This is a genomic window from Hufsiella arboris (genome assembly GCF_009834875.1).
Taxonomy (GTDB): domain Bacteria; phylum Bacteroidota; class Bacteroidia; order Sphingobacteriales; family Sphingobacteriaceae; genus Hufsiella_A; species Hufsiella_A arboris.
Genome location: NZ_WVHT01000002.1, coordinates 613,845 through 638,085 on the forward strand (window position 1 = coordinate 613,845; position 24,241 = coordinate 638,085).

General features: G+C 42.4%; 24 protein-coding genes and 1 riboswitch. Of the genes, 18 read left to right on the forward strand and 6 right to left on the reverse strand.

The genetic code is table 11. The features are described 5' to 3' along the window. Nucleotides 1–537: 537 nt before the first annotated feature. From GS399_RS06410 to GS399_RS06460, 11 genes are all read left to right on the forward strand, one after another. Nucleotides 538–1,143, forward strand: coding sequence for a gluconate 2-dehydrogenase subunit 3 family protein (locus GS399_RS06410; RefSeq protein WP_160843761.1), 606 nt, complete (start codon nt 538–540; stop codon nt 1,141–1,143). Then, entirely contained in the window at nt 1,136–2,851 is a 1,716-nt protein-coding gene (locus GS399_RS06415) for a GMC oxidoreductase (protein WP_160843762.1), read from the forward strand. Before GS399_RS06410 ends, GS399_RS06415 begins: the two co-directional genes overlap by 8 nt. 267 nt (nt 2,852–3,118) lie before the next feature. Then, entirely contained in the window at nt 3,119–3,649 is a 531-nt protein-coding gene (locus GS399_RS06420) for an HD domain-containing protein (protein WP_160843763.1), read from the forward strand. A gap of 29 nt (nt 3,650–3,678) precedes the next feature. Continuing rightward, entirely contained in the window at nt 3,679–4,656 is a 978-nt protein-coding gene (locus tag GS399_RS06425; RefSeq protein ID WP_160843764.1) for an alpha/beta hydrolase, read from the forward strand. Nucleotides 4,657–5,215: 559 nt separating this feature from the next. Further along, a complete protein-coding gene (locus GS399_RS06430) occupies nt 5,216–5,848 on the forward strand; it encodes a hydrolase (protein WP_160843765.1) in 633 nt (210 codons plus the stop codon). Nucleotides 5,849–5,925: 77 nt separating this feature from the next. Beyond that, nucleotides 5,926–7,251, forward strand: a complete 1,326-nt coding sequence (locus tag GS399_RS06435; RefSeq protein ID WP_202409388.1) for an alginate export family protein — start codon at nt 5,926–5,928, stop codon at nt 7,249–7,251. 7 nt (nt 7,252–7,258) lie between these two features. Next, nucleotides 7,259–8,020 (forward strand): M17 family peptidase N-terminal domain-containing protein, encoded by a 762-nt coding sequence (locus GS399_RS06440; RefSeq protein ID WP_237487881.1) that lies wholly within the window; start codon nt 7,259–7,261, stop codon nt 8,018–8,020. Between the two features lie 2 nt (nt 8,021–8,022). Continuing rightward, the gene (locus tag GS399_RS06445; protein WP_160843767.1) at nt 8,023–9,936 is read left to right on the forward strand and encodes an amidohydrolase; all 1,914 of its coding nucleotides are present in this window, start codon (nt 8,023–8,025) and stop codon (nt 9,934–9,936) included. Between the two features lie 8 nt (nt 9,937–9,944). After that, nucleotides 9,945–10,382, forward strand: a complete 438-nt coding sequence (locus tag GS399_RS06450) for a DoxX family protein (RefSeq protein ID WP_160843768.1) — start codon at nt 9,945–9,947, stop codon at nt 10,380–10,382. Then, nucleotides 10,379–10,852, forward strand: coding sequence for a Dps family protein (locus GS399_RS06455; RefSeq protein ID WP_160843769.1), 474 nt, complete (start codon nt 10,379–10,381; stop codon nt 10,850–10,852). The genes GS399_RS06450 and GS399_RS06455 overlap by 4 nt, the downstream gene beginning before the upstream one ends. A gap of 11 nt (nt 10,853–10,863) precedes the next feature. Beyond that, nucleotides 10,864–11,562, forward strand: a complete 699-nt coding sequence (locus tag GS399_RS06460; protein ID WP_160843770.1) for a YoaK family protein — start codon at nt 10,864–10,866, stop codon at nt 11,560–11,562. Between the two features lie 19 nt (nt 11,563–11,581). Here the strand turns inward: GS399_RS06460 and GS399_RS06465 are convergent, their stop codons facing one another. Then, entirely contained in the window at nt 11,582–11,974 is a 393-nt protein-coding gene (locus tag GS399_RS06465) for an SRPBCC family protein (protein ID WP_160843771.1), read from the reverse strand. Nucleotides 11,975–11,989: 15 nt separating this feature from the next. Beyond that, complete coding sequence (gene pyrE / locus GS399_RS06470; protein WP_160843772.1) at nt 11,990–12,631, reverse strand: orotate phosphoribosyltransferase; 642 nt, start codon at nt 12,629–12,631, stop codon at nt 11,990–11,992. A gap of 7 nt (nt 12,632–12,638) precedes the next feature. Between pyrE and GS399_RS06475 the strand changes: the two genes are divergently transcribed. Beyond that, a complete protein-coding gene (locus GS399_RS06475; protein ID WP_160843773.1) occupies nt 12,639–13,247 on the forward strand; it encodes an NUDIX hydrolase in 609 nt (202 codons plus the stop codon). Here GS399_RS06475 and coaD read toward each other — a convergent pair. Genes coaD through GS399_RS06490 form a run of 3 tightly spaced genes read right to left on the reverse strand, consistent with a single transcriptional unit; the run spans nt 13,231 to nt 15,082 of the window. After that, nucleotides 13,231–13,692 (reverse strand): pantetheine-phosphate adenylyltransferase, encoded by a 462-nt coding sequence (gene coaD / locus GS399_RS06480; RefSeq protein ID WP_160843774.1) that lies wholly within the window; start codon nt 13,690–13,692, stop codon nt 13,231–13,233. The genes GS399_RS06475 and coaD overlap by 17 nt on opposite strands. A 23-nt stretch (nt 13,693–13,715) precedes the next feature. Next, the gene (locus GS399_RS06485; protein ID WP_160843775.1) at nt 13,716–14,273 is read right to left on the reverse strand and encodes an RsmD family RNA methyltransferase; all 558 of its coding nucleotides are present in this window, start codon (nt 14,271–14,273) and stop codon (nt 13,716–13,718) included. Further along, nucleotides 14,264–15,082, reverse strand: coding sequence for a DUF3822 family protein (locus GS399_RS06490; RefSeq protein ID WP_160843776.1), 819 nt, complete (start codon nt 15,080–15,082; stop codon nt 14,264–14,266). Before GS399_RS06490 ends, GS399_RS06485 begins: the two co-directional genes overlap by 10 nt. 63 nt (nt 15,083–15,145) lie before the next feature. Between GS399_RS06490 and GS399_RS06495 the strand changes: the two genes are divergently transcribed. Then, nucleotides 15,146–16,567, forward strand: a complete 1,422-nt coding sequence (locus GS399_RS06495) for an ATP-dependent DNA helicase (protein ID WP_160843777.1) — start codon at nt 15,146–15,148, stop codon at nt 16,565–16,567. Here GS399_RS06495 and GS399_RS06500 read toward each other — a convergent pair. Further along, nucleotides 16,551–17,924, reverse strand: a complete 1,374-nt coding sequence (locus GS399_RS06500) for a sensor histidine kinase (RefSeq protein ID WP_160843778.1) — start codon at nt 17,922–17,924, stop codon at nt 16,551–16,553. The genes GS399_RS06495 and GS399_RS06500 overlap by 17 nt on opposite strands. A 184-nt stretch (nt 17,925–18,108) precedes the next feature. On the opposite strand from GS399_RS06500, the gene GS399_RS06505 reads away from it, so the two are divergent. The 5 genes from GS399_RS06505 to GS399_RS06525 all read left to right on the forward strand — a co-directional run bounded on the left by GS399_RS06505 (nt 18,109) and on the right by GS399_RS06525 (nt 24,241). Then, the gene (locus GS399_RS06505) at nt 18,109–18,297 is read left to right on the forward strand and encodes an ArsR family transcriptional regulator (RefSeq protein WP_160843779.1); all 189 of its coding nucleotides are present in this window, start codon (nt 18,109–18,111) and stop codon (nt 18,295–18,297) included. A 36-nt stretch (nt 18,298–18,333) separates the two neighbouring features. Beyond that, nucleotides 18,334–18,399, forward strand: a riboswitch (Fluoride riboswitch). A 50-nt stretch (nt 18,400–18,449) separates the two neighbouring features. Continuing rightward, the gene (locus tag GS399_RS06510; protein WP_160843780.1) at nt 18,450–19,820 is read left to right on the forward strand and encodes a chloride channel protein; all 1,371 of its coding nucleotides are present in this window, start codon (nt 18,450–18,452) and stop codon (nt 19,818–19,820) included. A 148-nt stretch (nt 19,821–19,968) separates the two neighbouring features. Continuing rightward, nucleotides 19,969–20,586, forward strand: coding sequence for a Crp/Fnr family transcriptional regulator (locus GS399_RS06515; protein ID WP_160843781.1), 618 nt, complete (start codon nt 19,969–19,971; stop codon nt 20,584–20,586). 117 nt (nt 20,587–20,703) lie between these two features. Next, complete coding sequence (locus GS399_RS06520) at nt 20,704–23,250, forward strand: BamA/TamA family outer membrane protein (RefSeq protein ID WP_160843782.1); 2,547 nt, start codon at nt 20,704–20,706, stop codon at nt 23,248–23,250. 37 nt (nt 23,251–23,287) lie between these two features. Beyond that, complete coding sequence (locus GS399_RS06525) at nt 23,288–24,241, forward strand: adenylate/guanylate cyclase domain-containing protein (protein WP_160843783.1); 954 nt, start codon at nt 23,288–23,290, stop codon at nt 24,239–24,241.

Genomic DNA, 24,241 nt, shown 5'->3' on the forward strand with positions numbered 1-24,241 from the left:
TAGATATTGGTTCATAGGTTTATATTTTATCTGACATCAATATAACTAGATTTAGTCAATGAGGTTTTCACATTGCTACACAAAATCTATCACATCTTTTTAAAGAGATTTTACAGTGACTTGCAAGTATTGTTCGCTGAGCAGTTTTTACCTTTTCAAATGAGAATAAATTGCACAATTGAAATCGCATCTTACTTAGTGTGAAAAATTTCTTTTCAATGGGATTTATATTTGTAGCTCATCGTTAAACTATTTACAAATTTCAACCCATCCTTACCCAATGCGTCCGCGTTGGGTTTTTTGTTTAATTGTAGCACGAAACGAATGCTTAAGAGTCCGGTTAAAGAATATGCTGTTTGCCAGAAATGTAAAATATTATCCTGTTTGCAGAGGTGATGAATTCTTATCTCACATTAATCTTTATTCTTAGCGATAAAGCTTTTTTTCGCTTTTTTATTACCTTCAACGCCGAACAAAATAAGTCCGGTTAACAAGTAGTTCTACATAACACCGGATTTGGATTTACAAAATAATTTAATGACCGAAAATAGAACAATAGACAGGCGAACTCTTTTAAAGAACCTCGGTCTGGTGATCGGTGGTACTATTTTGCTTCCGTCCTGTCTGCGAAGTGATGATACGGCAAGCATTCGACTTAAACACCTCACAATAAGCGGATCGCAGGAGAAGTTATTGGCGGAAGTCGCGGAAACGATAATTCCGAAAACCAATACACCAGGGGCAAAAGATCTTAGTCTCCATTTATTTGTAATGAAGATGGTTGATGATTGTTATGGGACAGCCGATCAAAAATCCTTCGAAAACGGTATAAGCCTGCTGGATGCCGAAGCTGAGAAAACACATGATAAACCGTTTGTTCAATGTTCTAAATCCCAGCGTGAAGCTTTATTGAACAGTATTGATACAAAGCTGCAATTATCTAAGCAAAATAAAACAGAAACAGCCGGCGCTGATACGCGGAATGATTTATTCGCGTTCTTCGAAATTATGAAAGGAAATACAGTGCTGGGCTATACAAATTCAAAGTATTTTATGACGAAGCAAGTAGTTTACGAGCTGATACCAGGACGATACAATGCTCATTTTTCAGTTACTAACAAATCAGTAGTTAAAAATGGCTAATCTTAATACCAGGAGCGTTTCACAGCGCAGCTTTGATGCCATTGTTGTTGGGTCCGGGATAAGTGGTGGCTGGGCTGCAAAAGAGCTAACCGAAAAAGGATTGAATACCCTGATGCTTGAGCGGGGAAGAGATGTAAGGCATTTGGTTGATTATCCAACTACCAATAAATATCCCTGGGAATTTGAGCACCGCGGCCAGGTTCCATATGATGTTCAGCAGGCTAACCCTGTGGTGAGCCGCTGTTATGCTTTCCGCGAAGATGCCATGCATTTTTTTGTAAAAGACCAGGAACACCCTTATATCCAGGAAAAGCCATTTGATTGGATACGCGGGTACCAGGTGGGCGGCAAATCTTTACTGTGGGCGCGACAAACACAACGCTGGAGTGACTTCGATTTCGAAGGTCCTGCACGAGATGGTTTTTCGGTCGACTGGCCAATCCGGTATAAGGATCTCGCTCCATGGTACAGCTATGTAGAGAAATTCGCCGGTATTTCAGGCAACCGTGATGGCTTGGTCAATCTACCGGATGGCGATTTTCTTCCCGGGTTTCCGTTAAATGATGTGGAAAGTTATTTCAGTAAATTCGTTAATAAAAAATATCCTGGTCGAAATGTTATCAGCGCAAGATGCGCCCATTTATCCGAACCCAAAGATATCCATTTACAACAAGGAAGAGCTCAATGCCAGCAGCGGGTGCTTTGCCAGCGCGGTTGTCCGTTCGGCGGTTATTTCAGCTCCAATGCGTCTACTATTCCATGGGCGCTTAAAACCGGTAAACTGACGTTAAGGCCGCATTCGGTAGTTCAGGAAATAATCTATGACGATAAGCAAAATAAAGCTACAGGTGTTCGGATCGTTGATACCGAGACGAAAGAAGTCATTGAGTATTATGCAAAAATTATTTTCGTTAATGCCGCAGCCATAAACTCTAACCTTATTTTATTGAATTCTAAATCCGCGCGCTTTCCAAACGGATTAGGCAATGACAGCGGTGTACTCGGTAAATATGTTGCTTTTCATAATTACCGGGCACGTATTTCAGCCGAATACGATGGTTTCATGGATTGGACTACCGATGGCCGAAACCCGGCAGGAGGTGGTTATATACCACGTTTCAGAAACTTATATAAACAGGAAACAGACTTTTTAAGAGGCTATGCAGCCGGTTTTAGTGCGCACAGAGCGTCTGAAGTAGACTATAAGGGTGTCGGAGAATCGTTAAAAAACAATTTAGCTAATCGTAAAATAGGTAACTGGCGTGTCGGTTCACATATGATGGGCGAAACAATTCCAAAAGAGACCAATAATGTAAGTCTTGACGCGGGTAAGAAAGACGCCTGGGGTGTGCCGCTTCTCAAAATCAACATTGGCTACGATGAAAATGATGAGAAAATGGTCAAAGATTATATCGAACAGATGACAGATATGTTTACCAGCGCGGGTTTCAAAAACATCCAGGCTAACGATAGTAAACAATCGCCGGGTCTCGATATTCATGAAATGGGCGGCGCAAGGATGGGCAATGACCCTAAAACTTCGATTCTCAATAAATGGAACCAGGTTCACGAATGTAAAAACGTGTTTGTTACAGATGGCGCTTGTATGACATCGACGTCTACACAAAATCCTTCACTTACTTACATGGCGTTGACCGCACGGGCAGTCAATTATGCGGTTGAGGAGATGAAAAAATTGAATAGCTGATCAGCCGTTTACCATTCGTAATTCATTTATAACCCAACAAGATGAGATCTGATTATGAGATCTCATTTTTTATTTTCCGGCCTTTTAACTTTCAGTTCCCGTTACGCTGATTGCTGATATTTAGACAAATCACTCACTCGTAAATAGCTATCGCTTTATGATTTGGTTGTAAGTAACTGATACTCAAGTTATTTTTAAAAGTGGCATAACGATTGGAAGTTGTTTCCCTGGCCAATAACTATAAAATCTGGCAAAATTAATCTGTGAATGGAACCTTTCAACAGAACAATTGAACAACTAATGCTTCGGTTTAAGCCCTTGATGGGAACAGATTATGTAAAATACCGAAATCATATATACCGGGTGTTTTTGAATTGTCTTCTGATGGACAAGCAAGATGAAAATATTGAAAAATATGCCGTTGCAGCGGTATTTCACGATATAGGAATTTGGACAGATAACACGATCGACTACCTGGACCCTTCAATCAAACAAGTAGAAAAATACCTGGACGAATCATGCAGGGGAGACTGGGTTGAAGAGATTTCACGAATGATCAACTGGCATCACAAAGTCAGCAGGTACGAAGGTGACTATTCAAAAACGGTTGAAACCTTCAGAAAGGCGGATTGGATGGATGTTTCATTTGGTATTATGGCCTTTGGCGTAAGTAGGAAAAAAATCAGGGAAAGCAGAATTAACTTACAGAACGAAGGCTTCCACTTTTTTCTGATCAAAAAAATTGCATTGAACTTTCTGCAGCACCCGTTAAACCCGCTTCCAATGTTTAAAAAATAAATCTCATTTAAATTCTTAAACTGAAAAAAATGAAAACTATTGAAATTAAGCCTTATGCCAGCGATCCGGCAATTGAGTCGCACACCAAATCATTTTTAAAAGCTCTGAATAGTGGTGGCGGTGATCCGATGGAAACCATGGCGCCAGCAGAGGCCCGAAAAGTTTTGGAAGGTGCGCAGACTTCTGTTGAGGTTGACCTATCGGGCGTTGAAGTTTCTGAAAAAAGCATCACACAAGATGGCATTTCTGTTAAAATATTTATTACCCGGCCGGGTGGTAAGACAGGCACTTTACCTGCTTTTATGTTTTTTCATGGTGGTGGCTGGGTGCTTGGCGATTTTCCGACTCACCAGCGGTTTGTTAGAGACCTGGTAGTTTATTCCGGACTCGTTGCGGTATTTGTTGAGTATAGCCGTTCGCCTGAGGTTAAATACCCTGTTGCATTGAACGAGTGTTATGCCGCTACAAAATGGGTTGCTGAACATGGCGCCGAAATTGGTGTCGACGGCACAAACATAGCTGTTGCCGGAAATAGCGCCGGAGGAAATCTCGCGGCGGCGGTAGCACTGACAGCGGCTAATGAAAACGGGCCTAAACTTAAATTTCAATTATTGTTTTGGCCGGTGACCGACTCCGATTTTAATACCAAATCATATCACAAGTATGCGGAAGACAGATTTCTGACAAGAAACATGATGATCTGGTTCTGGGACAATTACATCGGTACCGAAGAACGAAACGAGATTTATGCATCACCTTTGAAAGCTGAACTGGGTAATTTAAAAGATCTGCCTCCAACGCTCGTTCAAACAGCCGAAAACGATGTACTCCGGTCGGAGGGCGAAGCTTATGCCCGCAAAATGGACGAAGCTGGTGTTAATGTTACACTGGTTAGGATTCAGGGAATGATTCACGACTACGGTTTACTGAATCCATTGGCAAAAGTTCCAGCGGTACAATCCGCGTTACGTTACGCTGCAGGCGAACTAAGGAAGGCCCTGATTTAGCGGCAAAAGTCAAATGGTAAGCAGGTATGTTTATCATCGGTACATACCTGCTATCCGGGACTTGTTTTAAACTTCAGATAGTATTTAGATTTGAAAATGAACGAAGCTACTGTTAGCGGCCGCTAGCCCGGCTTTACATTTATACGCCTGCAGGCATTCCGCCTCGGCAGGTATTCATTCCAATCCGGTTTAACCCGAACAGTTATTGTACAAAGTCGCTGTGTTGCTATGAAAGTTTGTCCTGCGTGCGATAAACCCGGGTGACAGCGATAGCTTTTGTTCATCAATACTTTCGTGTTATAGTTCCGCTCACGACAAAAGCTAAAACAAAAAACGGGACTACCAGAACCGATGTAAGCCGGAAACTGCTTTCAAAATTTCTTATATCGTTTCTACTTCTTTATACTTCGCATTCTAACAATATCACTGTTTATATATCGTCAATTTACCAAATACAAAAATTAATTTAACGATATACAGTTGTTAATTGTCTGTTATATAGGTATTTATATATTTGGTACTGTTTTGGTAACAGCGGTTAAATTAAAATGAACCTTTAATGAAACCATCCCCAAATCTCTTGTCACCAGACAATCATGCTTTAATTATGATTGATTTCGAAAGCCAGATGGCGTTTGCAGTTAGTAATATTGATATCGCCCTGCTTCGTATAAACACCGCAATCGTCGCTGGCGCATCTAAGATTTTCAATGTTCCGGCGCTTGTTACTACAGTTGCTGAAAAAACATTCAGCGGCCCTGTTTTTCCTGAACTCGAAGAATTTTATCCGATTGCTAGCTCCGGTTATTTAGATCGTACTACAATGAATAGCTGGGAGGATGCCCCGGCATATGAGGCGATAACAGGTTTCGGAAAAAAGAAACTCGTTTTTGCAGGTCTTTGGACATCCGTATGTATTGTCGGCCCGGCCTTATCGGCGATTTCTGAAGGCTACGATGTGTATGTTGTCACAGATGCTTGTGGCGATGTAAGTACTGAAGCTCATGAGCGTGCAATACAACGAATGGTTCAGGGCGGTGTACAGCCTGTTACCGCTGTCCAATATCTGCTTGAACTGCAACGCGACTGGGCAAGGCAGGAAACCTATGCGCCGGTCACTAGTCTGATGAAACGGTTTGGAGGCGCATACGGAATCGGCATTCAGTATGCGCATACAATGCTGCAGCACTAATACTCCGTTTACTTATGAACAGCCGGGCCGGCTATCTGACCTTACCACTGTGTTTACTTTTAACAGTTTTTTATCATATGGCACTTAATGCCCAGACATTCAAATTGCTTCGGTTCGATGAAGACTACAGTTATCTCAGAACGGACTCGTCCCGTACCTTTTATGAGAAGCTGAAGTATACCCCTCTGACCGTCAAAAAAAGCGTTTATGTTTCGCTGGGTGGCGAGCTGCGTTACGAATATGCATTTAAAAACAATGAAGACTGGGAGAATAACGGGGGAGGAAGGGATCAATCATTTCTTCAACGATATGTATTGCTGGCTGATTTTCACGCGGGAAACAGGTTCAGGCTTTATGCTCAAGTAAATAGCTGCATAGAGAATGGCAGTAAATACGGCGCCGGTCCTGCTGACGAAGATAAATTGGCTGTCCAGAATTTTTTTGCCGAATACAGAATACGGGGAAAACGAGCCAAAAACCTGGCGCTGCGCCTTGGAAGGCAGGAAATTGATTATGGTTCGGGCCGGCTAATTTCGGTGCGTGAAGGAACCAATGTGCGGTTATATTTTACCGGCGGAAAGTTAACTTATTCATCGCCGCGGTTTTCGGTCGACGGCTTTGTTATGATGGCCGATAATGTTCGGCCCGGTGTGTTTGATAATACGTCATCAAAAGAAGCAAATTTGTGGGGCGCATATTCCTACCTGGTCGTTCCAAAAGGCGGAAATTTTGATTTTTATTATCTCGGAATAAGGCGAGACAACGCCAGTTTCGAGGAAGGTACCGCTAAAGAAGTTCGCCACACTGTAGCCAGCCGATATTGGAAATATGGTAATGGATTTACTTATAACCTCGAGGCAGCTTACCAATTCGGGCGATTTGGCAGAGGAAACATCAGTGCCTGGACAACAGCGATTGAAGTCGGTTATACTTTCAGCAACAGCCGTTTAAAGCCTTCGGTAAACTTACGCAACGATTATATATCCGGCGATAAAAACGCTGGAGATGGTGATTTGGAGACGTTTAATCCCTTATTTCCAAAAGGCGGCTACTTTGGTTTTAATCCCCGAATCGGGCCGGCGAACCTGGTCGATTTACATCCTTACGCTTCCGTGTCGTTTACTGATAAGCTTTCTATGCAGGCAGATGTCGTGTTCAACTGGCGCTATTCTTTAAATGATGGAATTTATCGCCCAAGCGGATCATTCAATTTACCGGGATCCGCATCAAATGAGCGATACATAGGAACTGCTTATTTGCTTAGCGCCGAATACCGGTTTAATAAATACACAAGTTTCAGTTGTGGCGCCCAGTATTTCGACACTGGTAATTTTATCCGCGATATAGGCGCAAACCCGCCAAATTCAAACTTTTTTAACGCTCAGTTTACTTTCAAATTTTAGAATCACGATGATGATTAAATCACTTAATACAAAAAAAAACAGGTCAGGAAGAACAACAAATCTCCGATATCTTTTGTGCCTGTTCTTATTTCTGCAAGCTTTCTCCTTCGCACAAACGCCGCAAAATAATTCATTACCCTCTGTTGGCACTGCTGCAATATTGGGCAAGCTAGAAGGCGTAGCAATTGAAGGAAAAGTGCAGAGCCCATCCAACCAACCAACTCCGTTACAGATAATATGCGTGTTTGAGTATGTTGAAGGTGATATTACCAGTCCGCAGTCTTTGCCGGCTGCTGCGAACGGCTTGCTACACGTTGATCACGCTTTAAACGGATTGATAACTGATTTAAGAAAAAGCGGAAAATTTGCCGGTCATGCATTGGAAACGATACTGATTACTCCATCGAAAGGAAGTGTGCCCGCCCATAAACTTCTCCTGGTCGGGTTGGGCAATCGTAATGATTTTACGCCGGAATTAATGACGAACGTCGGAAGAGTTGGTATGCGGGAAGCGTTGCGCCTCGGCGTAAGCAGCTATTCACATGCCAGCGACCTGAAAGACGCGGGAATTGACTCTCCGACAGGATTAGTTGCGACAAATGTCGTCAAAGGAGCGATTGAAGCCTACGAAACAGAGCTTTACCTCCAAAGCAAAGGATTAACGGCATTCCAGCCTTTGGAAAAGATGACCTTATTATCCGGACAGGCATTTTTCGAACCATCCGGCGCTGCCATAAAACATTTTATAAAAACTTACCATACCAACTAGTTATGAAGAATGCTGACATGATCTTTCATAATGGTAAAGTTTATACCGGAGATGCGGCAAATCCCGCCGCATCGGCGATTGCTATCGCTGATGGTAAGTTTTTAGCAGCTGGCGACGATACGTCGATTCTAAAATACGCTGGTGAAGAAACTCATATAATCGACCTTAAAAAAAAGCTGGTTATTCCGGGAATTAACGACTCGCATACACATTTAATCCGTGGTGGATTGAATTTCAACCTTGAGCTGCGCTGGGACGGTGTTCCCTCATTAGCCGATGCCCTGCGCATGCTTAGGGAACAAGTAGGCAGAACACCCTCTCCGCAATGGGTACGTGTTGTTGGAGGATGGACAGAGTTTCAGTTCGCCGAGCGCAGGATGCCCACGCTGGAAGAAATTAACGAAATTGCTCCGGATACACCTGTTTTTATTCTGCATTTGTACGACCGCGCTTTAATGAACCGGGCGGCTCTGCGAGCTATTGGTTATACCCGTGACACACCGGCACCTCCGGGCGGATATATTGAAAAAAACCAAAACGGCGATCCAACGGGCCTTATTATCGCTACCCCGAACGCCATGATCCTGTATTCGACGCTCGCAAAAGGACCGAAGCTATCTTACGAGCACCAGGTAAACTCAACACGTCATTTCATGAAAGAGCTTAATAGGTTCGGAGTTACCAGCGTAATTGATGCAGGCGGCGGATTTCAGAATTTCCCCGACGATTATAAAGTTGTTAATGATCTCCACGAAGAAGGCTTACTCACGATAAGGATTGCCTATAATTTGTTTACGCAGCGGCCGAAACAGGAGTACGAAGATTTCGACAACTGGATAAAGTCGGTTGAGCTGCATCAGGGCAACGATATGTACCGGCATAATGGTGCGGGCGAAATGCTTGTCTTCTCAGCGGCGGATTTCGAGGACTTTGTACAACCCAGGCCGGATCTTCCTGAAACGATGGAAGCCGAACTTGAGCGGGTAATTCGTTTACTGGTGGAAAACCGGTGGCCGTTTCGCATGCATGCTACCTACAATGAAAGTATCACACGATTTTTAAATGTTTTCGAAAAAGTGAACCGGGATATTCCATTTGATGGTTTACACTGGATTTTTGATCATGCTGAAACCATCGACGAACGAAATATTGAACGTGTAAAAACTTTAGGAGGAGGCATAGCGATACAAAGCCGTATGGCCTACCAGGGAGAAGTTTTCTCTGGCCGGTACGGCGCTGAAGCTGCTGCTCACACGCCGCCGGTCAAGCACATGCTCAACGCAGGTGTGCCTGTAGGTGGCGGCTCAGATGCAACCAGGGTAAGCAGCTATAATCCCTGGGTATCGATATATTGGTTAACTGCCGGCAAAACGGTAGGTGGCCTCGAAATTTACAACGAGAAAACGAAATTGAGCAGGGAAACGGCTTTGGAGCTTTATACAAAAGGCAGCGCATGGTTCTCTAACGAGCAGCATGTGAAAGGAGCTATTAAAGTTGGAATGCTGGCCGATGTCACAGTGCTTGATAAAGATTATTTCAGTGTCGCAGATGAAGATGTAAAGAGCATCGAATCGGAACTGACAATCGTTGGTGGTAAGATCGTTTATGCAAAAGGCGATTTTTCTTCATTTTCACCGGAGCCGATACCGGTGTTACCCGATTGGTCGCCGGCCGGATTTTACAAGGGCTATTACTCGCCGTCAACTAATGCTGCCGGTCTAAGCTCAAATGTGTTACCCGGAAAAAACCACACTGATGCAGGGGCGCAGTTACACCTCATATCACAAATACATCAATGTGCCGGCCAGTGTACTGTTCATGGCCATAATCATAACGCCGCGCGACAGAGCCAGGTTCCTGTGAATAATTACACTGCTTTCTGGGGAGCACTGGGATGTTCATGTTTTGCATTTTAATCGATCAAATGAACGATTTATTTAAATTGATACTTTTTTCGGATCTCGGAAACCACGTTAACAACTGGGCTATGCTGGCATTCAGAATTTTACTGGCGTTGGAATTATTCCGCGTACACGGATTGAAAAAATTCAAGCTTGAAAACGGACAAAAAGAACATGTACCTAATCCGCTTGGATTGCCCGACAAACTGAATGGCATTATCGCCACATTTTCTGATACTGTAGTGCCTTTTCTGGTTATGTTCGGTATAGCTACCAGGCTCGTTATTCTTCCAGTAATCGGCGTCACTGCTACCGGATACATGGTGGTTCACCGAAAGGATTCGCCTGAAGTTCGCGATGTTCCCTACATGTATACGCTTTGTTTTTTGTTCCTGTTAATCGTCGGCCCCGGAGCACTTTCAGCCGATCACTATATATTCAATTCAATACCCACTATATGACACCAAACATTGGAATAAGTCCGGAATTGCTTTCGCAGTCGGCCCACTCACTTAACAGTATTTTAGCTGATGAATTTATTATTTACACCAAAACCCGAAGCGCGCATTGGAACGTCGAAGGCGCGGATTTTCACAGCAAACACTTATTTTTCGAAAGCCAGTATGAACAGCTCGACGAAATCATGGACGAAGTCGCAGAACGGATTCGGGTACTCGGTCATTATGCGCCGGCCACGCTAAAATCGTTTTTAGAATTAACTCATCTGAATGAGCATTTACATGAAGGAAACAGCAGTACAATTTTTATAAAAGAGCTGCTGAATGATCACGAAAGCCTGATTATTCGTCTGCGTGAACTGATCAATCCACTTAACACAAAAATGCACGACGCCGGAACCAGCGATTTCATCACTGGCTTAGCGGAAACTCATGAAAAGATGGCCTGGATGTTAAGAGCACATCTCCGTTAATATTTTGTATCATGGAACAACAACATAATATCTGGTATGTCACTATTTTACTGTCAGCGGTTGCTGGCTATTGTGATACCGTAACTTTTATAGCCGCTGATGCAATATTTTCCGCGCATGTAACGGGAAATTTTATTGTGTTCGCTTATCAGCTGATTAAAGGTGCAGATCAGGATGCATGGGTGAAGCTTTTGACTTTTCCTGTTTTTATTTTCTCGGTAGCCATAGGAGGATGGACGGCAAAAAAAGTGGCAAACGGCTATATGTTGTTGTTGGAGGGATTAATATTACTTTCCGCTAGTATTGCCGTTATCGTATTTCAGCTGTATGGCGCTTTCGGTTCGGGCTGGCCGATGTATCTCGTGGCAATGATGGTAGTGGTGGCAATGGGACTACAAAATGCATTTGGCAAGCTTTTCAGCAAAGAAACTTACGGCCCGACTACCATGATGACAGGTAATGTCACCCAAGCTGCGCTGGATTTCGGGAGTTTGGTTCAATCAGGATTTATCGAAACGACAGCATGGATAAGCTTAAAGAAACAGTTTATCACCATCGGCGGATTTTTAATCGGCTGCGTGATTGGGGCGATAGCGGGTAAACATCTTGGATTGGAAGCCGTAATTATTCCTGGAACCGCGATGATAGTATGTTATTTGCTTACAAATGAGAAAAAACAGGGACAGGACGGACCTATTCCTGTCAAATGAACAACTTGTTAAGAAGCACTTAAATACTTTTTAGTTTTTCTGTCTGGTGATCAGCAAGCTTTTGCAAAGGACCACTCGCCAGCATTTTCATCATCATGTTCAGATCGGCTGAAATGATATGTTTGGCAGTAGTTGTATTATTTCCGTTGTCGGCCAGGTCCCACTTAAGTTCAATAGCAAAAGGCGCCTGTTCGCTTGGTAAGATGACGATTTCTTTATTTTCCACACGGCTCGAAACTTTTAAAGCAAGTTTGGCCATATTCTGAACTGTAAAACGTGCTTCGTCTGTTGTTGAAGACCAGTTATAAATATTCTCCGGCATCAGCTGCTGATGATTATTCAGGTCAGCAAGAAATGCGTAAACGTCTGCTATAGGTTTATTAACGGTTACTGTACTTTCAATAATTGTCATAGGTAATGTTATATATTAATTCCCCCACTGCGACGGATTATTTCTCCAGGTACGCAGCAGTTCAAGATCATCTTTACTAACGAAATGGTGAGTTGATGCATAGTCGATCAGCGCATCATAATTTGACAGCGTTTCGAAGCGGCATTTTGCATTTTTAAAATTTTCCGAAGCTTCATTTAAACCGTAACTGAAAATCGCTACTAAGCCTGCCACATCACAACCCGCAGCACGCAAAGCTTCAACGGCCTGCAAGCTGCTTTTACCGGTTGAAATCAGGTCTTCGACTACCACCACGCGCTGTCCTGCAAAAAATTCACCTTCAATAAGGCTGCCGGTTCCGTGTTCTTTTGGTTTAGAACGCACATAAGCAAAGGGCAATCCAAGGTCCTGAGCAACTAAAACTCCCTGCGGAATTCCGGCTGTAGCGACACCGGCAACTAAGCCAACAGAACCGAATTCTTCCTGGATCAATGACGACAGATTTTGGCGGATATAGGTTCTAATCGAAGGGTGAGAAAGCGTAATCCTGTTATCGCAGTATATCGGAGATTTCCATCCGGATGCCCAAGTAAAAGGATTATTTGGTTGTAATTTAATTGCTTTAATTTGCAACAAAAATTCGGCAACTTTCTGTTCAATCTCACTTTTATTCGTCATGGCGCAAATGTATACAATTTATATTAACGAAACAGTCCTTATAATCACTGATACTAAGATAAAAACTAAAAGCAAAGCAAAACAAATTGACCATGAGGGATTTGTATTTCCGGCTTTTTACAAATCTGTTAAGACCGGAAAACAAAGCGGAATCTTTGTTATAAAAGTTAAAAATGCCGGACAGTATTTTAAAACATTAAAGGAATCGGTACGTGTAATAAAGGCCGCCGGAGGCCTGGTGAAAAATGAAGATGACAAGTATCTTTTTATCTTCCGAAAGGGTGTTTGGGATCTCCCCAAAGGAAAAATTGATGAGGGTGAAAAAACAAAAAAAGCAGCAGTTCGCGAGGTAGAGGAAGAATGTGGCATCCACGTTGATGAAGTGGGGCAGAAGCTTTGCAAAACCTGGCACGTTTACGAAATCTCTAAACAGATCGTTCTTAAAAAGACGACCTGGTACGCGATGAAAGCGCTAAATCAGCCAAACCTGGTTCCTCAGCTCGAAGAAGATATAACCGATGCGCGCTGGTTAGGAAAAGATGATTTTGCAATGGTCGAAAAAAACACCTATCCCTTAATCTCCGGTTTAATCGGCTTGCTTAAAGAAAAGGTATAACTTCTTTAGGAACGAACTGGCTGATATCACCGTTATAGCGATGAATATCGCGGACAATCGTTGAGCTTATCGACGAATATCCCGGTTTGCTAAGGATGAAAATGCTTTCAATTTCAGGAACGAGGGCATGATTCATCTGGGCAATTGCTTTTTCATATTCGAAATCTAAAACTGTCCGGATGCCCCTGATCATATATTCGGCACCGATACTTTTACAGAAATCGACGGTAAGGCCTTCGTAAGTTGAAATTTCGATTTTAGGCTCGTAGCTAAAAACGGCTTCCAGCATTTTTTTTCTAGTTTCCGGATCGAGCAGCGCCTGTTTGGATGAATTAAGTCCGATGCCAATCACAACTTTGTCAAACAATGAAATGGATCGTTTTAAAATATCCACATGGGCTTTAGTAACTGGATCGAACGATCCCGGGAACAGGGCTTTTTTCATAACTTAAAGGTAATTCAAAATGGTTAAAGCGTATTTTCGCTTTTGTCTAAATTTTCAAAAAAACTAAACGACGAATAGCCATATTTTCGTTGCTCGGTGAACTGTTTATAATGGTTCAGCCTGATTGTTGACGGGTGTTCGACAATTAAAAGTCCGCTATTATTCAGAAGATTTTTAGTGAATACAAGATCCGGAATTGACGGAAGTTTTGGATTGTCGTAAGGTGCATCGGCGAAAATCAGATCATAAGCTTTGGTTTCTGTATTCAGGTATTTAAAGACATCGGCCTTTATAACCTTAACATTGGCTAGCTTGTATTGCTGAACCGATTCTTTGAGAAATTTGACACAATGATAGCTAAGGTCGACGGAGGTTATATCGCTTGTCCCGCGCGAGGCAAACTCCAGCGTAATGCTGCCGGTTCCGCTGAAGAGATCGAGTACTTTAATTTGCTCAAAATCAAAACGATTGTTCAGGATATTGAACAAGGCCTCTTTCGCCATGTCTGTTGTAGGCCGTACTGGAAGGTTTGACGGCGCCTGTATCCGCAGGCCTTTTAACCTGCCGCCAACTATTCGCATAGCAACAGGGCACTTAAAGTGAAAATCCTGGTTTGCTCTATGGTTTTAAAATCATCGGGTATATTGACTACCAGCGCTGCAATGACATGATGAATCTCGTTGAAATATTTCTCAAGACGTTCAATAACTTCGGCATCATACTCGCCAGACAGGATTACAGAAACTTCTTTAGGGTTTATTTGCAATTGCTTAATAATAGTCAATATGTAATAGTTGAACTCGTCAGCGTCATGCTTGGGCAGCAAGTTGTAAAAAATCACTTTTTTGCCTTCCGTAAGCAACAATTCAAATTTTTCGCCGGCAATGCCGATAAATAACTGCCGGGATTCGGAGGAATAAAATTTCAACGCAGCTTCTACAAATGGCTCAGCTTGCGTTAAAATCAATGCGGAAGGGAATCGTTTCGTTAGGAATTCTTTCAACTGCGTGTCGAATGACGCAACAGTTTTGATAGAGGCCGTTTTAATGGCATTGGTCAGCGTAACTCCGCCGCCAACAAAACCTGCATACCGACCGGCATCTCCTTCATCGAAAACCTCTTGTGGAATAAAAGCGAATAGATTTGTTTGAATGCTTATTTTAACTTTTCGGTAGTAAAACCGCAAAATGGCAGTCTCGTCAATAGCGGATTCGAGGTCGGTTAAATTTTTAAAGCCGATTGATCCGTAGATTTTCGCCTGATCGTGAAGCATATCAACAACGAGATATGAAAAAACAGAATCTGTAACTGAGATCAAAAGATCGCACTTGGATGATTGCTGCGACTGAAAGCCAGGTTCTTCTACGTGAGTTTTTATTCCTTTATCCACACAACAAAACTATAATTTTTTTGCTTAATGGAAATCAGTGAACGAATATGCAACTTTACACCGATGAGTATTAGCGAAACACTCAGGGAGAAATTCAGATTTGAGCCCACAAGTTGCCAGGAGCGGGTTTTTCTTAAGATCGACCAATTTATTGCGGCAAATGAAGGTGATGAATGCTTTGTGTTAAAAGGCTATGCGGGTACGGGAAAAACAACTATCATCGCGGCACTTGTTAAAACTTTAGCCCAGTTCAATTTAAAATCGGTATTGCTGGCGCCTACTGGCCGGGCGGCTAAGGTGATGTCGGGCTATTCAAACAAAAAGGCGTTCACAATTCACAAAAAGATTTACCGGAAGAAGGACGCCATAACTCCTGACATGATTTTCGCGCTGGCACCAAATATGGCTGAGGATACGATTTTTATTGTTGATGAAGCATCTATGATCAGTGATGAATCAAGTGATTTCAGTAAGTTCAGCTTGTTGCATGATTTGATCAGCTACGTTTATAACGGCAAAAATTGTAAGCTGATGTTTGTCGGCGACACCGCTCAGTTGCCGCCTGTCGGTACCGAAAAAAGTCCGGCGCTCGACAACGCTTACCTGGCAGACCATTTTGCCATGACAATTTTTGGCGAAGAACTGCAGGAAGTTGTGCGCCAGGAAAAAGAATCAGGAATACTTGCAAATGCAACCAAGATCAGGCGGCAGCTTCAGATGAAAAAAGCCGGCTTCCCGAAATTTGTTATAAGCGGATTTAAAGACATTTATCAAATGACAGGCGAGCGGCTGCCAGAAGGCTTGCATTACGCTTATGATAAGTACGGAATGGAGAACACGCTGGTTATCTGCCGTTCAAATAAAAACGCTAATACCTACAATCAACAAATCCGAAACCGTATTCTTTATCGTGAGGAAGAACTAACCGGCGGGGATTATATTATGGTTGTCAGAAATAACTACTTCTGGCTTAAGGACGAAAATGCCGCAAACAATTTTATCGCCAATGGTGATATTGCAAAAATTAAACGCGTTCGTAATATTCACGAGATGTACGGATTTCGGTTTGCCGACGCTGTTATTGAATTCGTTGATAATGAGCAGAGCGAGCCGCTGTCATGTAAACTAATGCTTGATACGTTGTATCTCGACAGCCCGAGTTTAACAAGTGCTGATCAGAAGCGGTTTTTTGAGGCAGTGATGACCGATTACTCTCACATCACTAACAAAAGCATGCGCTTTCTCGAGCTAAAGACAAATCCTTACTATAATGCGCTGCAGGTAAAATTTGCATTTGCAACTACCTGCCATAAAGCGCAGGGCGGCCAATGGGATGCGGTATTTATTGATCAGGGTTATTTAACAGAAGAAATGGTTAACACCGATTTTTTAAGATGGCTTTACACAGCAATAACCCGGGCGGTTAAAGAGGTGTTCCTGGTCAACTTTAGCACGGAATTTTTTCACGCTAAAAGTTTACAGTAAAAGTACTACCAACATCGGGCATGCTGTTGACATCGATGCTGCCGCCCAATGCTAAAACCTGCTTCCGGGTGATATACAGTCCCACGCCTTTGCCATCAGCATTCTTATGAAACCTGCTGTAAAGATTGAACAGGCTTTCGCCGTTTTTTTCCAGATCGATACCCAGGCCGTTATCGCTAACGGCGAAACAAATCTTGCTATCGTTTAGATATGAACGTATTGAAATTTGTGGTTCGCGCTCCGGGTGGCGGTACTTTATTGCGTTTGATAATAAATTTTGCAAGATACTTTCCAGGAACGTTCTGTGTACGTTAATTTTTGGTGCGTCGCTGAAATCACAATTTATTCGCGCGCCGGTGCTCTTGATATCAGCAGAAAGGTTTTTTACAACGTGGCAATACACGTCGTTAAAAGATAAAACCTCCCGGGTGTCTATGGCTTCGTGTTTCAGGCGTAAATCCTCAATGATATCATCTAATTTGGCTACCAGGCATTCTGATGTTTCGACAAGTGCGCCAAAAATTTCTTCTTTTTCACCTTCTGTTTTAGACTGCACATAAAGTTTTAAAAGGGCCAGCTGATTGATTGCCGGCGATCTTAAATCATGTGAAGCGATGTAGGCAAAACGTTCCAGCTCGTCATTCTGCTGACGCAGATGTTCGCTCACTGCCTGTAAATTATTTTTCTTGGCTTCCAGCAACTCATTTTTTCTCGCTATACGGATGAAGAGATCGGCGATACGTTTCCGGTTTCGCATGATGGTTATGAATGCGACGATGACAAACGTCAGCAGAGCCCAGTTACTTGCAATTGAGAATAGCTGTAATTGTGAGCTTTGGTTCTTAATATCTCTGCTTTTGGCCGCCAGGATGTTTCTGTGGAGTCCGGCGATCCGCTTTATCTTCGATTCAATTACATTTGAAAGAATGTGTGCTTCTTCCGAGTTAACGTAACGAATGTTGGCTGCCAGGTCATCATTTCTGTCTATCAGCTCATCCATATCACTGATCTTTTTGCTTATAAGTTTTTGCAAACTTTCAATAGCATCATTCGTTTCTCCGGCTTCCGCTATCTGGGCATAAAATCTGGATGAAGACTTCAGTAATTCACGCTTGGTTGATCCATACAGCAATTTATATCGGGTTTCCTTAGTTATAAGGTAATTCTGCTCATTCTCTGATGCTGTTTTAATATCTGCTAGTACTACGTTTGCATTCTCAATCAGGTAATAACTACGGTTTAATGCACTGAAGTTGTCTTCATTCTTGTAAAATTGATTCAGGAAAAAGATGCTGTTGGCTACGATCAAGGTGATTGTTGCGCCAATGAGCAGATATATAAGTCTTACGTTTTTCACTTGTGGCAGTTGATGTAAAAATTATACGAAAGAAAAGTTCCCGGGGTTTTGTGACGGAAACTTTTTTTTGTCACAACGCTATTACAATAGTTAAATTTAATATTAAATAAAACACACGGATCAAGTGTAACTACTCAGATTTGTAGCGTTTTTTTACGCAATTTGTTACAGCTTGATATTTAAAATGCAACAGTTAGTGCCAGCGAAGCTTTGCTATAACCACATTGGCGGCAAACTAGGTGAATTGCTTTTTGAAAGCTTTTTGAGAAATGGTTGGATCACAAAGGAACATCCTGATGATAAACACTACACCGTTACCGATGCCGGAAAACAGGAGTTTTTGAAGATTGGAGTAGATGTGTCAAAAATTTAATGGCCTTTGCGTTGCTGAATATTTTATTTTTAACTTCGTGCTGACGGAAATGGTGTCTTCCGTTTAAAATAACCGCTTCGCGCTGATGACACCTGCAAAATGTATCCGACTTACCGGGTTTTAATTGTTTTTTATTGCAGGTGAACGTTTAGATGAAAGATCAATTTTCAATTTTCAAACAGCTAATCCGGTGGACGATTTGGATATTGCCCGTGGCACTGGTTACCGGCAGTATTGTTTCGCTTTTTTTATGGCTGTTAAACTGGGCCATCCATTTTAGATTTTCCCACAGTTGGTTGCTGTTCCTTTTACCGCTTGCCGGATTACTTATTCATGTAATTTATCAGTCTGCAGGCAAATCATCCGAGAAGGGAAATAATCTGATTATCGAGCAAATACACCAGGACGAAGGGGACATACCCTGGCAGATGGCCCCGATCATTTTGATTACCACAATTATGACACACCTTTTTGGCGGCTCGGCAGGGCGCGAAGGTACGGCTGTACAAATCGGCGGAAGCGTCGGATCGTTTTTTGGCAACGTGTTTAAACTGAACGGTGCTAACCGCCAGATAATTCTTACAGCCAGTGTAGCGGCCGGTTTTGGCGCCGTTTTCGGCACACCGCTAACTGGTGCGGTTTTCGCCATGGAGGTTCTTACGATTGGAAAAATACAATATCGGGCGCTGCTTCCATCGTTAATGGCCGCTATTATCGGCGATATCACTGTTAGTGCCTGGCATGTTTCACATGTTCAGTATCATATAGACGACCTGCCTTATACGCCGTTATTTATTTCAAACTTATTTCATTTTGACCTTTTGCTTTTTTTTAAGGTGATCATCGCATCGGCAGTTTTTGGTTTTGCCAGCTATCTGTTTACCATGATGACACATACCATTAAAAAAGCCGGCCTTAAGTTTTTTAAAACAAAGTGGATGATACCGGTTGCCGGCGGGCTAATCATTATTGGGCTGACACTTTTAATCGGTGCGCCTGACTATCTTAGCCTGGGAGTAAATCCGGAATATCCGGGCGCTGTTACCATCTCATCTGCATTTCATACCGGCGGATCCCACGGCTGGAGCTGGCTGTGGAAAACACTATACACAAGCATCACACTCGGAAGCGGATTTAAAGGTGGCGAAGTCACACCGCTGTTCTATATCGGTGCAACGCTTGGTAATTCATTATCAGATCTATTGAATGCTCCCGTCAGCCTATTCGCAGCATTAGGCTTTATTGCAGTTTTTGCCGGCGCAACGAATACACCAATAGCCTGTACCTTTATGGGAATCGAACTTTTTGGAGGTGAACATGCTATATTATTTGCCACCGCGTGTTTTACCGCATATTATTTCAGCGGGCACTCCGGAATTTATGGAGCACAAAGGATAGAAATTGCCAAATTTGATGACCCTTCCTCGATCGATGAATCGATCTCGAAAACTATGGAAAAGAAAGTTTTCAGGTATAAACAGCTTCTCAAATACAATAAGTTTTTTAAAGGCCGGCAGCAGTAAGTTGCTTAAAAGTATCACGACAATTCGAGTTGTTTTATCGCTATTTAACGAAATGACGTTATTTTAAGGTCAATTGTCTTTTGTAAGTAATTGATTATTAATTATTTGAAATGATGGCATTAGTTTGGCTGTTGCTAAATTGATCAACATGGAAAACACCCGGATTCAACTGGAATTTTTTGAAAAGCAAACTTGTAAGCTCGGATATGAGCTAATTCGCGATATTCTGAGGCCGCGCAAAGTTGCAAAAAAACAGGTGATCGCGAATGAAGGGTCCATGTGTCGGAGTTTGATATTTATTGTGAAAGGCGCCATGCGTTTATACAGTATTGACGACAAGGGACGGCAACATACGATGTATCTGGCTTGCGACAATCAATGGATAAGCGATTTTGAAAGTTTTGGCACAAATCTGACATCTGGTTTCACAATTGAAGCTGTCGAAGATTGCGAGTTGCTAATTATTTCAGCCGATCGCCTTAAAGCGGAGTTAACCCGGAATCCAGGTCTTGCCCATTTTTTAAATGATATATACCGTGAAATAACCGGAGAATACCAAAGACGCATATTGAGTTTAATAGGTTCTTCAGCCGAAGAGCGATATGAAACTTTTAGCAGATCATATCCTCACATTATAGGCCGGTTACCGCAGACAGTCATAGCCTCGTATCTTGGTTTATGTCCTGAAACGGTTAGTCGTATTAAAAATAAACTCTTAACAGAAAATTCTGTTATATCCAACCGTTTGAAATTAATTGCTTGCTAAGCAACGTAATCTTTCAAGGCGATTTCAGTATATTTTTTAATTTTATATAAATATTTACCGTTTTAAAACTCTGATTACTTAACTAACCCGTAATTCTGAAGAATGCTATACGTTAAAATGAACCATTTTTTAAGAAATGCCGGCTTGCTTGCCTGCTCATTTTTCATTATCAGCACATTAAAGGCCCAGGATAGTGTTAAAGTGCGTGCTCATGCTTCTTATAACGACGTTAGTGGCTTTCATAAGTTCTTTTTTGGAGAAAATTACCGTAAGGAATGGGCGGCAGAAACGACTCTGCCGGTAATTCGGATTTCCGAAATAAAAGGCGGTTTAAAAGCACTTGAACGTGGTGGCGGCAATCAAACAAAATCCCTTCGACTAGTTGATAAAAAAGGGCAGGAATGGGTGTTAAGAAGTATTGAAAAATTTCCCGAAGTGCTCTTGCCGGAAGCTATAAGAAACACATTCGCTAAAGATTGGGTGAATGACGCTATGTCAGCTCAACATCCATACTCAGCTTTAATCGTGCCTGTGCTTGCCGATGCCGAAGGAATATATCATAGCAATCCTATTATCGGAAAAGTGTTGCCAGACAGTGCTTTAGGTAAGTTCTCCGCTGACTTTGAGAATCAGCTTTGCCTGCTTGAAGAGCGCGAACCGATAGGGAAATCAGATAATTCGATAAAGATGTTAAGCAGCCTCCGCGAAGACAATGATAACCAGGTAGCGGACGAGGCGTTTTTACGGGCTATAATGCTAGATTTAGTGATGGGGGACTGGGACCGGCATCTGGATCAATGGAGATGGAGGGATGAAAAAGACGGATCCGGAAAGCTTTACATGCCAGTGCCGAGAGACAGGGATCAGGTGTTTTACGTAAACCAAGGCATCGTGCCGCGCAGTGTTTCAAGGCGATGGTTTTTTCCATTTATGCAGGGTTTTAAAGGTGAGATAGAAAACGTCAACACACAGCTTTGGGAAACGCGGGTTTTGGTTACCCGTGTTTTAAATCAGATAAGCTATGAAAAATGGATGTCGGTGACTAATGATTTTATTTCGCGGATTCCCGACAGTGTGCTGGAACGAGCACTCAAGAGACTTCCGGAATCGTCATACAATATCAGACACAAAGAGTTGCTCGCGAATATGCAGCAGCGTAGAAACAGTTTTCCAGCGGAAATGGACAAATTCTACCGGTTTTTAAATAAAATCGTAGATGTTGAACTCTCTGATAAGAACGAAAAGATCGTTCTTACTGACACTGCCGAAAGGAAATTAAATGTCCGCATATATAAAATTTCTAAATCCGGAGAACTTGAACAGCAATTGTTCTTTAAAGCGCTGGATCCTGAAATTACACGCGAAGTAAGAATTTTTACAGCTAAAGGCAACGACCAGGTGTTAGTAGACAACAAGACTTCACCTGTGAAAGTTCGTGTGGTTGGCGGGCAGGGCGATAAAAATTATTCGGCCGCTGCTTCGAACAGGAAGGTAAAAGTTTATGATCTTAAAAGCAATGATCATTTTACCGACCCGGAACATCGTTTTAGTAAGCATTTGTCGAACGACAGTTCAAATGTTAGTATTGTACAAACTAACCGCTATAATATACCTCAGCCTCTGGTGACTGGCGGCTACAATAAAGATGACGGCTTGTTACTGGGTTTAGGAATAAAATATACATACCAGGGTTTTAGAAAAGTACCCTACGCAGGTGTCCAGTCGTTTACGGCGGGACATTCATTTTCCACGAAAGCTTTTCGGTTGAGGTACTCAGGTGAATGGCTTCGCGCTATCGGCAGCGCCGATATCGTTGTGCAGGCTACGGCTTACGCACCCAACAATACCATGAATTTTTATGGCCGCGGAAATGAAACTCCATTTGACAAGTCAGGTGATTTTGTGACTTATTATCGCACGCGGTTTAATTTATACCAGGTTGATCCTACAATACGGTGGCGACATCCGGGTGGCATTTCAATAGAAAGCGGATTATCTTTTCAATACTATCATTACAATCCAGGCGATAATACAGGGCGTTTCATCAATAGTAACGCCGATATCGGTTCCTATGACAGTACTACGCTCGACCGCGAAAAAGTTCATGGCGGAGTGACTTTTAATTTTACACAGGATAGGAGGGGAAACAAGCTATTGCCGGTCTCCGGGATTTATATGAATTTTAAAGCCGCGGCTTACAAGGGCTTAAATTCTTTTTCAGAATCATTTGTGAGGATACTTCCTGAGTTTAGCTTTTACCAGAAAATAAGCCGTGATTCTGTTTTAGTACTTGCTAACCGTACCGGAGGAGGAATAACTTTCGGTGACGCAACTTTTTATCAATCTGTTTTCCTGGGTGGACAAGGGAATTTACTTGGCTACAGGCAATTTCGCTTTGCCGGGGAGCAAATGCTATATAACAACCTGGAATTAAGACTGCGTTTTGGACAGCTGGCAAATTACATTTTGCCCGGGGAGATCGGCATGAATGCATTTTATGATATCGGCCGTGTTTGGGTTAAAAATGAAGATTCTTCAAAATGGCACCAGGGCGTTGGTGCCGGGTTGTATTTCGCGCCGGCGCGTTATCTGGTTGCACAATTTATTGAAGGATATTCAACCGAAGGATGGTATCCGTACATCAGATTAAGCATGAGATTTTAACAGGAATTGACTAATTTCAGCTATTAATTTTCAGATCATGGGTGGCGAGCGATTTTTTGAATTGACTATTACCGGTGAAGAAAAACTAAGCATCCCCCAGGGAAAATCTATCCTTGAAACGGCATTATCCGCCAAAATTCCTTTTTATCACGATTGCGGAGGTAAAGCTAAATGTACTACCTGCCGGGTAATTGTTTTAGACGGGGAGGAGTGGCTCAATAAACCCAATTCGCGGGAACAGGCAGCGAAGGAAAAAATGCGTTTGCCAGATACTGTTCGACTTGCATGCCAGACACAGGTTCTCGGCGGCGAAGTTACCGTTCAGCGTCTTATTCGCGATAAGGATGATATTTACTATTATGTTGGGAGCAAAGCTTACAGTGACAAACTAACCATCGGCGAAGAACGCGAGTTAACTTTGTTTTTTCTCGATATAAAGGATTTTACTTCACTTATAGAATCTAACCTCCCTTTCGACGTAATGCACATCTTAAGGCGTTTGTTCAATATTTTTAAAAAAGCCATTGAAAAGCACGAGGGAAAAATATTAGAAACTGCCGGAGATGGTTTGTATGCTGTCTTCGGATTAAATAATGATTCGATAGCTGAGACAGCGCAAAATGCAGTAGATGCAGCTCATGCAATAAACATTGAACTCGACTTGTGTAACGAGCAATATTTTAGTCTGTTCGGCAAATCGTTTGAAGTGGGTATAGGGATTCATGCTGGCAACACCGTTGTTGGTAGTATCGGGCTCGGTATAAACAACAATTTAACCGTGATGGGTTTTGCTGTAAATGTTGCATCCCGACTGCAGTCACTGACACGTTCGTTGAATAATAACATAATAATTTCCCGTACTATTTTAAAACGATTGACCTCGTTACCTGAACAAAAAATTGCAAAGAAAATTAAACTTAAAGGTGTAAGTAAATTTATGACCGCTTATTTAATTGGCCGAGAATTTAATGCAGCTCAAAAAAATGATTAG

Bases quoted from the DNA above. Each gene is read 5' to 3' on its own strand.
- GS399_RS06410 (WP_160843761.1), top strand. From the start codon at position 538: ATGACCGAAAATAGAACAATAGACAGGCGAACTCTTTTAAAGAACCTC.
- GS399_RS06415 (WP_160843762.1), top strand. From the start codon at position 1,136: ATGGCTAATCTTAATACCAGGAGCGTTTCACAGCGCAGCTTTGATGCC.
- GS399_RS06420 (WP_160843763.1), top strand. From the start codon at position 3,119: ATGGAACCTTTCAACAGAACAATTGAACAACTAATGCTTCGGTTTAAG.
- GS399_RS06425 (WP_160843764.1), top strand. From the start codon at position 3,679: ATGAAAACTATTGAAATTAAGCCTTATGCCAGCGATCCGGCAATTGAG.
- GS399_RS06430 (WP_160843765.1), top strand. From the start codon at position 5,216: ATGAAACCATCCCCAAATCTCTTGTCACCAGACAATCATGCTTTAATT.
- GS399_RS06435 (WP_202409388.1), top strand. From the start codon at position 5,926: ATGGCACTTAATGCCCAGACATTCAAATTGCTTCGGTTCGATGAAGAC.
- GS399_RS06440 (WP_237487881.1), top strand. From the start codon at position 7,259: ATGATGATTAAATCACTTAATACAAAAAAAAACAGGTCAGGAAGAACA.
- GS399_RS06445 (WP_160843767.1), top strand. From the start codon at position 8,023: ATGAAGAATGCTGACATGATCTTTCATAATGGTAAAGTTTATACCGGA.
- GS399_RS06450 (WP_160843768.1), top strand. From the start codon at position 9,945: ATGAACGATTTATTTAAATTGATACTTTTTTCGGATCTCGGAAACCAC.
- GS399_RS06455 (WP_160843769.1), top strand. From the start codon at position 10,379: ATGACACCAAACATTGGAATAAGTCCGGAATTGCTTTCGCAGTCGGCC.
- GS399_RS06460 (WP_160843770.1), top strand. From the start codon at position 10,864: ATGGAACAACAACATAATATCTGGTATGTCACTATTTTACTGTCAGCG.
- GS399_RS06465 (WP_160843771.1), bottom strand. From the start codon at position 11,974: ATGACAATTATTGAAAGTACAGTAACCGTTAATAAACCTATAGCAGAC.
- pyrE (WP_160843772.1), bottom strand. From the start codon at position 12,631: ATGACGAATAAAAGTGAGATTGAACAGAAAGTTGCCGAATTTTTGTTG.
- GS399_RS06475 (WP_160843773.1), top strand. From the start codon at position 12,639: ATGTATACAATTTATATTAACGAAACAGTCCTTATAATCACTGATACT.
- coaD (WP_160843774.1), bottom strand. From the start codon at position 13,692: ATGAAAAAAGCCCTGTTCCCGGGATCGTTCGATCCAGTTACTAAAGCC.
- GS399_RS06485 (WP_160843775.1), bottom strand. From the start codon at position 14,273: ATGCGAATAGTTGGCGGCAGGTTAAAAGGCCTGCGGATACAGGCGCCG.
- GS399_RS06495 (WP_160843777.1), top strand. From the start codon at position 15,146: ATGAGTATTAGCGAAACACTCAGGGAGAAATTCAGATTTGAGCCCACA.
- GS399_RS06505 (WP_160843779.1), top strand. From the start codon at position 18,109: ATGCAACAGTTAGTGCCAGCGAAGCTTTGCTATAACCACATTGGCGGC.
- GS399_RS06510 (WP_160843780.1), top strand. From the start codon at position 18,450: ATGAAAGATCAATTTTCAATTTTCAAACAGCTAATCCGGTGGACGATT.
- GS399_RS06515 (WP_160843781.1), top strand. From the start codon at position 19,969: ATGGAAAACACCCGGATTCAACTGGAATTTTTTGAAAAGCAAACTTGT.
- GS399_RS06520 (WP_160843782.1), top strand. From the start codon at position 20,704: ATGAACCATTTTTTAAGAAATGCCGGCTTGCTTGCCTGCTCATTTTTC.
- GS399_RS06525 (WP_160843783.1), top strand. From the start codon at position 23,288: ATGGGTGGCGAGCGATTTTTTGAATTGACTATTACCGGTGAAGAAAAA.